This is a genomic window from Actinomadura latina NBRC 106108 (genome assembly GCF_001552195.1).
Taxonomy (GTDB): Bacteria; Actinomycetota; Actinomycetes; order Streptosporangiales; family Streptosporangiaceae; genus Spirillospora; species Spirillospora latina.
Genome location: NZ_BCQS01000009.1, coordinates 107,327 through 120,936 on the forward strand (window position 1 = coordinate 107,327; position 13,610 = coordinate 120,936).

Consider the following 13,610-nt stretch of genomic DNA (forward strand, 5'->3'; position numbering starts at 1 on the left):
GATGCCGTCCATGCCGCCGTACCGTGGGGCGGCTGGTGTTCCGCCTGCTGGGCCGCCGGGGGCCATGCGTGGCGGGGAGCGGTTCGTTGTGCCTGGGCCCTGGTATCGGATTCAGGCCATACCGGCACCGCAGCGGGAGTCTTCGGCCGAGTGGGACTTCGTGAGTGTGCTGCCTGCGGCGTTGTCGGCGGCGCGGTTGCGGCGGCCGTTCGTTGTGGGGTGGTTGTCGGCCGGGGGTGGGGCGCCGCTGCAGCTCATCACCAACGCTGGGCCGATAGGTAGCCCGGAGGTCGGGCTTGAGACCTATGGGTTGCTGTTTCCCAGTGGGGCTCGTGGGGTGCCGGTCGGGGACGGGTGGTTGCGGCAGGCGGAGCGGATGGTCTGGACGCGGTGTCCGGGGAGGCTGGCGCCGCAGGGCGCTGGGGGCGGGCCTGGCCTGTTCGAGGCGACGCTTGTCACGTTGATGGAGCGGCCGTTCGGATGGTTCGTGGTCGCCGACCCGTGCGACGAGCGGATGATCGACGACGAAGTGCGGGAGTTGCAGCATGAGTTGCGGATGCTGCGTCGGGGGGAGGACGAGCAGTCGAGGCTGGCGGTCTCCCGCGCCGATCAGCGGCTTGCCGAGCTGGACGCGTTCCGCGAGGCCGGGCTGTGGCAGGTCAGGGTCGTGGCGGGCGCGGCTTCGCAGGAGGAACTCGGGCAGATCGCCCCGGTGCTCGTCGGGTCGATGGAGCTGGGGCACCATCCGTACCGGCTGCGGTCGGGGCAGGGCAGCGGGTCGTTCGCCGAGATGCTGAGCCCCGGAATGGCACCGGTGCCGGTGCGGCCGATGGGGGAGTCGGAGCAGCGGTTCCCGTTCGTCGCGACGGCCGGGGCGCTGGCCGCGCTTGCCGGGCTGCCGCGCCGCGAGGTTCCGGGGCTGCGCGTACTGGAGGCCGGATACTTCGATGTCACGTCCGAGACCGCGCCGCAGGGCGGGGAGGCGCAGATCGAGCTCGGCGCCATCCTGGACGGGCAGGACCGGGAGGTCGGACGGTTCACCGTGCCCCGGTCGACCATCAACCGGCACGTGTTCGTCACGGGGGCCACGGGAGCCGGTAAGTCGCAGACCGTCCGGCATCTGCTGGAGCAGTTGACGCGGGCGGGCATTCCGTGGCTGGCGATCGAGCCGGCGAAGTCGGAGTACGCGGCGATGGCCGGGCGCATCCAGGATCTCGGCGGTCCGGTCACGGTCGTCAACCCGTCCGACCCTGATTCGGTGCCGCTGTCGGTGAACCCGCTCGCGCCCGAGCCCGGCTACCCCGTGCAGGCGCACATCGACATGGTTCGTGCGCTGTTCCAGGCCGCGTTCGATGCCGAGGAGCCGTTCCCGCAGATCATGGCGCAGGCCCTCCAGCGGGTGTATGAGAACAACGGGTGGGACGTCGTGACGGGCGCGGGCGTGCCCGGTTCGCTCATCGAGCCGGCCGTCCCGACCCTGGAGCAGCTCCAGAACGCGGCGCTCCAGGTCATCCAGGACGTCGGCTACGGGCGCGAGCTGATGGCCGACGTGCAGGGGTTCGTCGACGTCCGGCTCCGCTCCCTGCGCATTGGTTCAGCTGGGCGGTTCTTCGAGGGCGGGCATCCGGCCGACATCGGCGGGATGCTTCGCGACAACATCGTGCTCGCGATCGAGGACGTCGCCAACGACGAGGACAAGGCGTTCCTCATGGGGACGCTCATCATCCGCATCACCGAGCACTTGCGGATGCGCGAGCGTAAGCGCGACCGCGCGACGGGTTCGGTGCTGCGGCACGTCATCGTCATCGAGGAGGCGCACCGGCTGCTGCGCAACCGCGGCCCGGAACGCGGCAGCTCCCACGCGGTGGAGCTGTTCGCCGGGCTGCTCGCCGAGATCCGCGCCTACGGCGAGGGCATCATCGTCGCCGAGCAGATCCCGACGAAGCTCGTCCCGGACGTCATCAAGAACACCGCGCTGAAGGTCGTCCACCGGCTGCCCGCCTACGACGACCGGCATCAGGTCGGCGCGGCCATGAACCTGGACGGCGACCAGTCCCGCGAGGTGGTGTCGCTGCGGCCCGGCGTCGCGGCGGTGTTCGCGGACGGCATGGACCGCCCCCTGCGCGTCCGCGTCCCGCTGGGCGAGGGCCGCGAGGCGGAGATGCCCGGCCCGCCGCCGCCCGTGGACGGACGGCGGTCCGCCGCCTGCGGGTGCGAATGCCGTTCGGGACGCGCCTGCACCCTGTTCGAGCTGCGCGAAGCCGACCTCATCGCCGGCGGCGACGACTGGGCGTGGCTGCGGCTGTGGGCGGACACGCTCGTCCTCGCGCATGTGGTGAACCGGCCGCTGCCCGCCGTGCCGCCCGAGCTGGGGCGCGCCTGGTCGCGGCTGGTGCCGCGGCTCCGCGAGTGCGCGCTGGCGACCGTCGTCGAGCGGGCCGTGACCCGGCGGTCCCGGTCGCTGCGCGCCGCGTACCCGCCGGCCGAGCTGACCGCGGCCGTGGCGGAGGTCGCCGGACGCCTGCTCGGCGGCGCCGCATCCGGCGCGGCACCCGGGCCGCAGTGGATGATCCCGCAGGTCAAGTGGCTGCATGAACTCGACCGGCTGTTCCCCTACGGCGGCGGCGTCCCCGACAAGCACACCGCTGCGCCGCCGCTCGACTATCCGCTCGCCGGTCTCAAGCAGCCGCCGGACGCCAAGCTCGGCCACCGACTCCGCGCCCTGCGCCGCCACCCGCTGTCGATGGAGCTGGCCCGCAACCGCCCCATCGCGCTCACCGCCCTCTACGGGGACGACGACCAGGGCTTCTACCAGGACCTCGCCGTTGTGGCGCTCGGCTTCGAGGAGGACGAGCAGATCGACCACGTCGCGGAGACGATGCGGGTCACCGAATGGCTCGAACCCGTCCTGAGATGGTTCGACCGCTTCGTGGAGCCCTTCGAAGACCCTTCCAAGGGCCTCCCCTTCCTCGGTCACCCCCGCACCCCCGAGTGAGTCATTCGAAATTCCGTCAATTACTCACTCGCTCCCCGCTTCTGCCGCTATTCTCTGCCATCGCGCGATCCGGCCCTCGCACATCGATAGTGGAGGAACAGGCGTTGGACGTGAAGATCAGTGACAGCTCCCCGACCGTCCGGTTCTTCCACCACGGGACCGGCCGAGGGCCGCGGACCGGTCCGATGCAGAACCTCACCCGGTACCTGTGCGCGGCGATGTACTTGGACAAGGGCCTGTGCGACGCGGTCATCAAGGAGTACGTCTACGTGCAGCACCGGGCGATCGTCCCGTCCCACGGGTTCGACCTGGAACCGGTGATCCGGCACGCCCGCCACGCCCGTATGATGCGCCTCGGCCGCGACGCAGTCCTCATGGCGTTATGGCTTGGCCTATTTCTTGTGGTGCCCTTTCTCGCGGGCGTTCTCCTCATCCTCTGCGGTCTTTTCGCAGCGCTCCACCGCTTTCCCTGGCACCGGTTCCCCGATCCGGTGCGTTACTTGGCCCGCGTCGCCGCTGTGGGCTTCTCCGTGGCGCTGCTGTGGTCGACGGCCCCGCTGCTGGCTTTGATGGCGACTGTCCTCAAAGGTTTCGGGTTCGTCTTGCTGTTGTTCGTCGTTGTCCCGATCCTGACCGGATTCCCGACCGCGGTCGTCGGCCATCTCTATCTGGTGCTGCGGCGTCTCGGCCGGGATCTCGGGCCGGGCGCGCCCGGGCCTGGGCCCGATCCCGGCGGCACCCGGTTCCGCAGGGCGCTCGAACATGTCCGGGCGTCGCAGGACGGCAACGTGACCATGTACGCGGGCGACAACCCGTTCATCGGCACGGGGCACCCGCATTCACCGGACGCGCGAGTCTGGGCCATCGCCCTCGAACTGGACAGGGAGGCGTCCGGTCTGCTCGACAAGCCAGAGAACGCCGCGCCCGTCGACCCGGTCGTGATGTACGAACGGATACGCGCCAAGCTGCACGAGATGCGCGACGAGCTTCCCGCCGCCGGCGGCGGACGCCCGCTTCCGCCCAACGAGCGCATCAACGGCCTCGTCACCGGCTGGCACGTCACCGCCCATGGCCGATGCGTGCAGCGCCCGCGCCCGGTGGACGAAGCGACGGGCGAGACCCGCTCCGGCCACCCGCTGATCGACCCCGTTGGGCGCGTTCCCTACTCGATGGCGTCCGAGCAGGCGATCGATGCGGCCGTCCGGCATCCGCAGGCCGGTATCCGCTGTTTCCAGCGCGTGACGATCGGTGTCGGGGGCCAGGCGATCATCACCCAGGACGGTGTCATCGCCCCCGCCGAGGACCAGGAGATCGGCCTCTCTGCGTTCGTCCACCTCGCCGTGGAGGGGCGGATGCTCTACGGGCAGTTCGTCGCCACCGTGCTACCGCCCGTCCGCCCCGCCTTCAAGATCGTGGATGAGCTACCCGGCTGGGACCGGATGAAGCTGCTGGGCAAGGCGGTCGTGGCGGCGCTGCCGGGTCTGTTCACCGCGCCGCTGCTCGCCCCGTCCCGGCACGCCGCCGCGGTCTGGCGCATCGCCCGTGAGACGTTCGCCGCCGAGGTCGCACCGGACCCGGCGGCGCAGCTCGTCCAGGACTACGGGGCGCGGATCAGTGTCCGGGAGCTGGCGGCGGACGACGGCTTCCGCGACTTCGTCCAGGAGACGGACGCCGACAAGTACACGCGGCTGATCGAGCGACGCGTCAATGAAGCCCTGCTCGACTACCTGGGCGACGAGTGCGGGATCGACGTGTCGGCGTACCGGGCCCAAGCCGGCGTCATCATGAACGACGGCATCATCATGACGGGCGGGACGGTCAACGGCCAGGTTGCCGCGGGCAGGCGCGTTGACCAGCGGCAGAGCGGCCCCGGACGGACAGGCCGCGCCGACCACAGCACCCGTATCAACCCATGAACCACGCGGAGGCGGCATGAGCGGGCACGGTGACCGGGGCATCAGGATCGGCGGCAACGCCAACGTCTCCGGGCAGGTCGCGTCGGGCGACCAGGTCACGCAGAACCAGCAGATCAACACCGGTCCGGCACGGGAGATCGAGGAGGCCCTGGCGCGCGTGGAGCGGCTGCTGGAGACGCGAGCCGGCGACCTCGACGAGCCCGCACGGGCACGCCGCGACCTCGCCGACGTCCGCGAGGAGGCCGGCTCCGACGACCCCGACACCGAGCGCATGGAGGGCGCGCTCGAACGGCTGGGACGCCGCGTCGCTGGCGTGGCGGTGCTGGCCGAGGCCGTGCGCGGCCTTGCCGGGGCCCTCGGCGTGGGCTGACGCCGGTCAGATGTCGCTCTCGGTGCGGGACGGGAGGCCGGCCTGGTCGGCGATCGGTGACCAGTAGCCGATGAACTCGCTCTTGGCGCTGCTCGCCCGCTGGTTGACGTCCGCGACCTCGTCGTCGGACGGGCAGCCGGGCGCGATGTCCAGGTAGCGCTGGTTCGACTCGGCCGACGCCTCCAGCGCGCGGACGAGCGCGTCCTTCATCTGGGCGCCGCCGTCCAGCGCGCCCACCTCCAGCGCCCGCGCCTTCTCCAACTGCCCGCGCCGCTCGTCCAGGATGCGCTGCAGGCCGCTCGTCGTGCAGCCCTCCTCGACGACCGTGCCGAGGTCCGAGCGGGTCGAGCCCATGGCGTCCAGCAGCGAGTTCACGGCTCCCGCCTGCGCGTCGACGTCGCCGGTGCCAGCCGTCTCCCCGGTCTCGGACGCGGTGCCCTGGCTGGGCGGCGCGGACGGCTGCACCGCCGCGGGCGGGGTCTGGGGAGTGCCCGACCCGCTCGGCCAGAACACGATCCCGAGCGCCACCCCGATGAGGAGGACGGCGCCCGCCGCGCCCAGGAAGTACGGAAGCCTGCTCTTGCCCGGCGGCGCGGGCGGCTGCCAGATCGCCGGCTCGGCCGCCCACGGCTCGGGGGACAGCGGGATCGACCGCTCGTCCGACGGCGGCATCGGCGTCGTGTAGTCGGCCTGCGACTGCCACGGGGTGGGGCCCTGCCCGGCCCACGGCGGCGGCAGCGGGTCGCGGCCGGCGGGCGCGTCCCCGCCGAACGGGTCGCGGGCCGTCGCGTCGCCGTCCGGGGGCAGCGGCGCGTTGCACCGCATGCATGCGGGCGAGGACGACGACGTGTCGGTCCCGCAGTTCGGACACAGCATGACGGTCCCCCTGCCCCCGTGAGTTCGACCGGTCACAACATAACGCGCGACTACGGGGTTGGGGTGGTTCGTCCGGAGGCGAGCCCCGGCCGTAATCGGCCTCTACACCCGCTTCCAGCTGCGCTGCGGCTGGTCGGTCTTCTTCGCGACGGGGTTCCACAGGACGACGAACTGCTTCTTCGCCGTCGTCGCACGCCGCTCCTGCGCCGCCCGTCCGGGCACCTGGGCCGCGCTCGGCTTCGGCTTGCCGTGGCAGTTGCGCTGGTTGGCCTGCGCCCACTTCAGCAGCACCACGTCGACCTGCAGCGACGCCGTCAGCGCCTCGGACAGCGTGCCGCGCAGCTGCTCGCCCTTCGCCAGCTTGTCGACCTTGAGGTTCTTGGTGCGGCTCAGCTGGTTCTGGCGGCGCTGCGCGACCGTCTGGAACCCCTGGATCGCCTGCGGCAGCGTCTTGCACTTGCCCGCCCGGCCGAGCGCCCCGGCGAGGATCCGGCGGGTGTCGACGCTGTCGTTGAGGATCTTGTTGAGGACCGCGGCCTGCTGCTTGGTCTCCGGCGGAATCGCGTTCTTCTGCGCGACCTGTTTGCTCGACGGCGTCGTGCTCGGCGTCGCGCCGCCGGTCGAGCCGTCACCGGACGGCCACGCGACGAACACCACGGCCCCGACCGCCACCGTGACGAGCGCGGCGACGGCGGCGATGAGCGGCTTGCTCGGGCCGCCGCTCTTCGGGCCCTGTGGCTGGTGCGGCGGGAAGCCGCCGTAGCCGGGCCCGCCGGACCCCATCGCGCCCATGGGCGCCATGCCGGGCTGCCCCATCGAACCCATCGGACCCATCGGGGCGCCCATCGGGGGAGCGCCCATGGGGACCATGCCGGGGTCCATCCGCGTCTGGTCGACGTTCCCGCCGAATCCCTGCGGGCCGGGGCCGGGGTTCATCGGACCGGGGGCGATCTGCGTCGCGTCCATGTTCGGCATTGCGGGCGGCTGGGCGGGCTGCATCCCAGGCTGCATGCCCGGCTGCATGTTCGGCTGCAGGGCGGTGCCGCCCTGCCCGCCCCACACCTGGGTGGCGTCCGCGTCCGCGCCTTCGGGCTTGCGCGGCTGCGCGAACCACGACTCCGGGACGATCGACTCCGTCGGCGGGGGCTGGTCGCCGAGGCCGAACCGGTTCGGCTCGGCGCCCCCGGCCGCGGGCAGCGCGGGCTTCTCGTTCGCGGGCAGCGCCGGCTGGCCGTTCCCCCAGCCGGGTGCCGGCGGGACGGCCCCGTAGGCGCCCGAATCCTCGTCCGGGACGAACGTCCAGGCGGCGGTGTCCTCCGGGTCCACGGGCTGCAGGGGGGACGCGGGCGTCGCCGCCGACGGCTCCACCGACAGGCGCAGCGGCGGCTGCCCCGGCGGCTCGGGCGCCGTGGACAGCGGCGACGGCGGCTGCTGGGGCGGCGTCGGGAGGTCCGGCATCGCGGGCGGCTGCGGGCTCGGGGCCCAGGACGGCGTGGGCGGCGGCACCATCATCGTGCGGTCGCCGAGCGCGTCGGCGGTGCCGGCGCCCGGCGACGCGTCCGCGACGGGCGCCGCCAGCGGGACGGCGGGCCCGACCGAGTACACGTCGATCGGCGCCGCGCAGTGCGAACACTTGCCGAGCGTCCCGGGCGTGTCATTACCGCACGTCGGACACTGCATCGCTCAGACCTCGCCTTATCGCCGCTTTGCCACGCTTTGCGGTCTCGGCCCGCCGGCCGGGACGGGCACCGCTTCCCCGCGAAACCAGCAGGGCTCCCGACAAAAGTAGTGGGTGCGGCCGTTCTCGGATGCATGGACGGAAATCTGGCGCACCGCAGTCGGAGGTCGCACCGAATCACGACATGTCGGTACTGGTCAAGATTGTCCCGAGTGGTTTACCCGGCCACCTGTGATGATGCTCACATTGTGCACCCTCGCGCCCGGGTACGCCCCCGAACCCGCCGGTACGCCCCCAACTCGCCCGGAGGGGTGCCCCCAGCGGCTAGGCTCGGAGCGGTTTCCCGGCGCATCCAGAGAAGACGGAGTCCATGAGCGATCTTCCGCTGCGTTCGCAGCTGGCCGTCGCGCTCGGTCGTACGGCCGCCAAGATGTCCCGTATGGCGGGCCGCGGGGACGGCTCGGTGATCGGCGGAAAGGTCGGCCTCCGCCTCGATCCCGAGCTGCTGACCAGGCTCGCCAAGGACCGCAAGCTCGTCCTCGTCAGCGCCACCAACGGCAAGACGACGACGACCCGGCTGATCACCTCGGCGATGACGCCGCTCGGGGAGGTCGCCACGAACGCGTTCGGCGCGAACATGCCGACCGGGCACGTGTCGGCGCTCGCGTCCGCGCCGTCCGCCCGCTACGGCGTGCTGGAATGTGACGAGAAGTACGTCCCGATGGTCCTGAAGGAGACCGGGGCGAACCTCGTCGCGCTGATGAACCTGAGCCGCGACCAGATGGACCGCGCCGCCGAGATCTGGCTGCTGGCCGGCAAGTGGCGCCGCGCGCTGGAGGCGTCCCCGACCAGCCACGTCATCGCCAACTGCGACGACCCGCTCGTCACCTGGGGCGCGTCCAACGCCAAGAGCGTCACGTGGGTCGCCGCCGGGCAGCACTGGCGCGAGGACTCCTGGTGCTGCCCCGAGTGCGGCGGCCCCCTCGACCGGCAGGACACCGACGAGGACAGCGACTGGGCCTGCCGCCAGTGCCACTTCCGCCGCCCCCGCCCCGACTGGGCGCTGAAGGGCGACACGATCACCGCCCCCGACGGCCGGGCGTACTCGCTCACCGGCCTGTCCCTGCCGGGTCGTGCGAACCGCTCGAACGCGCTGATCGCGCTGGCGGTCGTCGCGCAGTTCGGCGTCCCGCCCGAGCAGGCCCTCCCGCTGCTGTCGCAGGTCACGTCCGTCGCCGGCCGCTACACGACGGTCGAGCACGAGGGCCGGTCGATCAGGCTGCTGCTGTCGAAGAACCCGGCCGGCTGGCTGGAGGCGTTCGACGTCCTGCAGCCCGCGCCCGGCCCGGTCGCCCTGTCGATCAACGCGCAGGGGCCGGACGGCCGCGACACGTCCTGGCTGTGGGACGTCGACTACCGCATCCTGCGCGGCCGTCCCGTCTGGGTCACCGGCGAGCGCCGCGTCGACCTCGCCGCCCGGCTGGAGGCCGCCGAGGTGTCCTTCACCGTCGTGGACGACATCGACCAGGCCGTCATGGCCGTCCCGCCCGGGCACCTCGACGTGATCGCCAACTACACCGCCTTCCAGAACATCCGAACGAGGTACGGCCGTGTCGTCTGACCGAATCAAGATCGTCTGGATCTACCCGGACCTGCTCAGCACCTACGGCGACCAGGGCAACACCCTCGTCCTGGAGCGGCGTGCGGCGCTGCGCGGCATCCCGACCGAGACCGTGAACCTGCGCTCGGACGAGCCCGTCCCCGCCGACGGCGACATCTACCTGCTCGGCGGCGGCGAGGACCGTCCGCAGATCCTCGCGGCGCAGCGGCTGCGGGGCGACGGCGGCCTCGCCCGCGCCGTCCAGTCGGGCGCGGTGGTCTTCGCGGTCTGCGCCGGGTACCAGCTGCTCGGCCACGAGTTCGGCGGCGAGGAGGGCCAGCCCGTCGCCGGTCTCGGCTTGCTCGACATCCGCTCCGGCCGCGGCGAGCAGCGCGCCGTCGGCGAGATCGTCGGGGACGTGGCGGGCGAGCTGAACGTCCCGCGCATCACCGGCTTCGAGAACCACCAGGGCGTCACGCACCTCGGGCCGAACGCGCACCCGTTCGCGAAGGTCGTGCACGGCATCGGCAACGGCGACGGCTTCGAGGGCGCCTACAGCGGGCGCGTCCTCGGCACCTACATGCACGGGCCCGCCCTCGTCCGGAATCCGGGTCTCGCCGACCTGCTGCTCCGCTGGGCGGTCGGCCGCGAGCTGCCGCCGCTGGACGACTCGTGGGCGGGCCGCCTCCGCGAGGAGCGCCTGAAGGCCGTCGCCGGCTGAGTTTGGGCCTGGCCGGACGGCGGCGCGGGTGCCACCGTTACGGCCATGATCTGCTGCCGTCCGAGCCGCCGTGCCCTGCTCCGCTGGAGCGCCGTCGTCGCCGGTGCGTCGCTGCTGCCGGCCGAGCCCGCGCGGGCGGCGGAGGGCGTCCAGCCGGCGAACCTGGAACTGGTCACCGTCACCGAGACGACCGCCGTCCTGACCTGGTACACGGGGATTCCGGGGACGGACGACGGGCTGGGCCGCATGGTGCCGGCTCCGTCCGACGCCGAGGTGGCTTACGGGACGCACCCGTCCAGGCTGACGTCCGTGGCCCACGGGCCGTCGGACACCCCGTACCACTACGTCGAACTGACCGGCCTGGAGCCGGGCCGCACGTACTACTACCGGGCGCGCTCGGCCGGACGCCCGGCGACGTCGACCTGGCTGTCCTTCGGATCGGCGGCGGGCCGTCCCGAGGGCGACGTGTACGCGTTCACGACCCCGCTGCCGCCGCCGGGCCGCCACCTCTTCTCCGTCGCCCTGTGCAACGACCTTCACCTCGGCGAAACGGTCGCGGGACTGGTCGGCCAGCTCCCGTGGATCAAAGGCATTGAGCAAGTGCCCGGCCACCCGCCCTATCCCGAGGTAATGGCGAAGGCCCTGATAGCGGATGCCCGCAGCCGCGGCGCCTCGTATCTCCTGGCGGCCGGAGACGTCTCCAGCGAAGCGGCCCCGGCCGACCTGCAGAGCGCCAAAGGCATCCTCGACACATTCGGCGCTCTGGGGGCCGACTATCTGGTGGCGCGCGGCAACCACGACCGCGCGCACTCGGGAGCCCCCCATGCGTCGTGCAGCCCCGGCACTTGGCAGGGGAACGACTGCTTCAAGGACGCCTTCTTCCCGTCCGGCCGCACGTACTTCTCGCATGACCTGCAGGGGCTCCGCGTCATCGGTCTCGACACCTACGACAAGCCGGGCGACGGCGGCGACTCCGGCGGCCTGTCCGCCGACCAGCAGGCATGGTTCGAGGCCGAATTGAAGAAGGACCCCGACCGTCCCACCCTCGTCTTCGGCCACCACCCGCTCTTCACGGAGAACGACCCGCTCGCGATAACCGGTGCCCATTCCCTGGACGCGGGCCAATCCCTGAACATCCTCGCGGCCTACAACCGCACCCCCGGCGTGTTCTTGCACCACGCAGGCCACACCCACCGCAACCAGCGCTCGACGTTCCCTCTCGCTCCCCGCGTCGTCCAGCAGGAAGTGGGGGCGGTCAAGGAATACCCGGGCGGTTTCACGCTCCTCCGCGTCCACACCGGCGGATACGCGCTCAACTTCTACAAGACCCGCAGCGACGAAGCCCGAGCCTGGAGCGAACGCAGCCGCCAGGAACTCGCCGGCCAATGGCCGCAGCTCTCCCTGGGCAACAGCCCCACCGACCGCAACACCGTCGTCACCCGCGACCTCTCCGGGCTGGAAGGTGTCCGGCGGCGATGAGTTCGGGCGGCGTCCGCGGTCAGTACCCCCTAACTGGCCGAAGGAGACGACCGTGGACATCCCGCAAGGCGACGTGCGCCTGCTCAAGACCGATATCGCTCAGCGCCTGCTGCACTCGACCATCCCGGCGCGGCTCGCCTACACGGCGCTGGACGGCACGCCCCGCGTGATGTCGACCTGGTTCACCTGGACGGGCGACGAAGTGGTGATGGCCACCTATTTCTTCTGCCCGCCCATGGGGATGACGCGCCCGGCCCGCCGCCTGAGCGCCCTCCGCGCCCGCCCGGACGTCGCCATCACGATCGACACCGAGAAGCAGCCGCCGGAAGTCCTGCTCCTGCGCGGCCGTGTCTCGATCACCGAGGTGGACGGCATGGTGTACGAGCAGGCTCAGGCCGCCCGCCGCTACCTGGGCGAGGAAGGCGGCATCGGCTACGTCCGGCAGGCCGACCATCCCGAGACCCGCATGGCCCGCATCGCCCTGCGTCCCTCCTGGGTCGGCGTCCTGGACTTCCAGACGCACTTCCCGAGCATCATCACTCCCGGCTGAAGGACGCCGCACGGCCACCTCGCCAACACACGGCCGTGGCGCGGCGGCCGGGGCCGCCGCGCCACGGGTGCGGGGTGTGCGTGCCGGTCAGGTCAGGCGCTGCAGGAGACCGCCGGCCAGGTCCAGTTGCCGTTGGCCATGATGGTGACGCCGAAGTTGTTGCCGTTGCCGTTCGGCCGCGCGGTCATGATCTGGCCGCTGGAGTCCCAGCTCGCGCTGGTGTTCCAGGTGGCGCTGATCTTCTCGGGCGACGGGACGTTCATCGTCACGGTCCAGTTGCTGGAGCCGGACACCGAGACGTTGAGGTTGTACCGGTCGCCCCACTGCTGTCCGGCGGACAGGGTCGCGGAGCAGCCGCCGCCGCCGCCACCGCCGCCGCCGCCACCGCCGCCGGTGCCGCCCAGCGTGATGTTGGAGTTACCGCTGCTCTGGTAACCCTCGGTGGCGAGGATCATGTAGTAGTTGAAGCTGCCCAGGTTCATGCCCTTGCTGGCCCAGGCGTCGAAGTGGTTGCCGGTGGTGATGGTCCCGCCGGTGCGCTTCGACTGCCGGACGCTCCAGTACTGCTGGAACGTCTTGGTGCCTTCGACGGACGGGGCGTTCGTCCGGGTGGTCTCGTAAATGTCGTAGGTGCCGCCGTCGCTGGTGACGGTGCCCTTGTACGACCCGGTCGGCCGGTAGGTGCCCCAGTTGTCGACGATGTAGTACTCGACGAGCGGGTTGGACGTCCACCCGTAGAGGGCCAGGTAGGCGTTGCCGGACGGGTTGAAGCTGCCCGAGTAGTTCACGGCCCGGCGGCCGCCGTTGCTCCAGCCCTTGCCCGCGACGAAGTTGCCGACGTTGCTCCAGTTGGTGCTGTAGCTGCCACCGCCCTTCAGGGTCATGGAGGACTGTCCGCCGCCGTCCGACCAGAAGGAGTAGTAGTAGCCGCCGTCGCTGCCGGTCTGGTTCGAGCTGACGGTCGTGTCGGCGTGGGCGGTGCCCGGCAGGAGCGCCGTGGCCGTCGCCAGCGCCACCGCACAGGCGGCGATGACGGGCTTGGTGCGGAGGAACGGCCTCGGCCGGCGGCGTCTGCGGATCTCGGGGGTGCTGTGCATGGGGGGTTCCTCACTCTCGTGAGCGCTGGCGGGGACGGCCAGGCGGCGTGCTGCGACCCGGCGGGTCGCCGGCGGCCGGGGTGACGGCCGCCGAGCGCCGGCGTCGCACAACGTGGCGGGGGGTCGGTCGGCGGGATGAGGTGCGGAGGACGGTCACGGATAGGGAGCGGGGTGCCCGGCCGCCCGGGTGAACGGACGGCCGGAGGTCCGGGCCGCCGGGCGGGGTGGCCCGGATCGACGGGGGATCGAGGTGGTCGAGTCCGTCGATGGCGACAGTGTTGGTCCGCCCTCATTGGCGTGTCAATACTTTCGGAAATCTTTCGAAAAG

At 71.8% G+C, this 13,610-nt stretch carries 10 protein-coding genes; 7 read left to right on the plus strand and 3 right to left on the minus strand.

Going from position 1 to position 13,610, the window contains the following annotated elements; genetic code table 11:
* Positions 1 to 463: 463 nt before the first annotated feature.
* The 3 genes from AL2_RS15420 (at position 464) to AL2_RS15430 (ending at position 5,281) form a co-directional block, all read left to right on the plus strand.
* On the plus strand, positions 464 to 2,995 hold the full coding sequence (locus AL2_RS15420; protein WP_245666670.1) for an ATP-binding protein: 2,532 nt from the start codon (positions 464 to 466) through the stop codon (positions 2,993 to 2,995).
* A 110-nt stretch (positions 2,996 to 3,105) separates the two neighbouring features.
* Complete coding sequence (locus AL2_RS15425; RefSeq protein ID WP_501162029.1) at positions 3,106 to 4,911, plus strand: YwiC-like family protein; 1,806 nt, start codon at positions 3,106 to 3,108, stop codon at positions 4,909 to 4,911.
* A gap of 16 nt (positions 4,912 to 4,927) precedes the next feature.
* On the plus strand, positions 4,928 to 5,281 hold the full coding sequence (locus AL2_RS15430) for a hypothetical protein (protein ID WP_067634410.1): 354 nt from the start codon (positions 4,928 to 4,930) through the stop codon (positions 5,279 to 5,281).
* Positions 5,282 to 5,287: 6 nt separating this feature from the next.
* Here the strand turns inward: AL2_RS15430 and AL2_RS15435 are convergent, their stop codons facing one another.
* The gene (locus AL2_RS15435) at positions 5,288 to 6,106 is read right to left on the minus strand and encodes a hypothetical protein (protein ID WP_067634412.1); all 819 of its coding nucleotides are present in this window, start codon (positions 6,104 to 6,106) and stop codon (positions 5,288 to 5,290) included.
* Positions 6,107 to 6,259: 153 nt separating this feature from the next.
* Positions 6,260 to 7,837 carry a hypothetical protein gene (locus tag AL2_RS15440; protein WP_157438178.1) on the minus strand — a complete coding sequence of 526 codons (1,578 nt, stop codon included), beginning with the start codon at positions 7,835 to 7,837 and terminating at the stop codon, positions 6,260 to 6,262.
* Positions 7,838 to 8,205: 368 nt separating this feature from the next.
* On the opposite strand from AL2_RS15440, the gene AL2_RS15445 reads away from it, so the two are divergent.
* Genes AL2_RS15445 through AL2_RS15460 form a run of 4 tightly spaced genes read left to right on the plus strand, consistent with a single transcriptional unit; the run spans position 8,206 to position 12,185 of the window.
* Positions 8,206 to 9,456 carry a Mur ligase family protein gene (locus AL2_RS15445; protein WP_067634416.1) on the plus strand — a complete coding sequence of 417 codons (1,251 nt, stop codon included), beginning with the start codon at positions 8,206 to 8,208 and terminating at the stop codon, positions 9,454 to 9,456.
* Positions 9,446 to 10,156 (plus strand): type 1 glutamine amidotransferase, encoded by a 711-nt coding sequence (locus AL2_RS15450; protein ID WP_067634418.1) that lies wholly within the window; start codon positions 9,446 to 9,448, stop codon positions 10,154 to 10,156. The genes AL2_RS15445 and AL2_RS15450 overlap by 11 nt, the downstream gene beginning before the upstream one ends.
* Positions 10,157 to 10,201: 45 nt before the next feature.
* The gene (locus tag AL2_RS15455) at positions 10,202 to 11,635 is read left to right on the plus strand and encodes a purple acid phosphatase family protein (RefSeq protein ID WP_067634420.1); all 1,434 of its coding nucleotides are present in this window, start codon (positions 10,202 to 10,204) and stop codon (positions 11,633 to 11,635) included.
* A gap of 52 nt (positions 11,636 to 11,687) precedes the next feature.
* Entirely contained in the window at positions 11,688 to 12,185 is a 498-nt protein-coding gene (locus AL2_RS15460; protein ID WP_067634422.1) for a pyridoxamine 5'-phosphate oxidase family protein, read from the plus strand.
* 92 nt (positions 12,186 to 12,277) lie between these two features.
* Here AL2_RS15460 and xynA read toward each other — a convergent pair whose 3' ends face one another.
* On the minus strand, positions 12,278 to 13,282 hold the full coding sequence (gene xynA, locus AL2_RS15465; RefSeq protein ID WP_067634424.1) for an endo-1,4-beta-xylanase XynA: 1,005 nt from the start codon (positions 13,280 to 13,282) through the stop codon (positions 12,278 to 12,280).
* Positions 13,283 to 13,610: the final 328 nt, after the last annotated feature.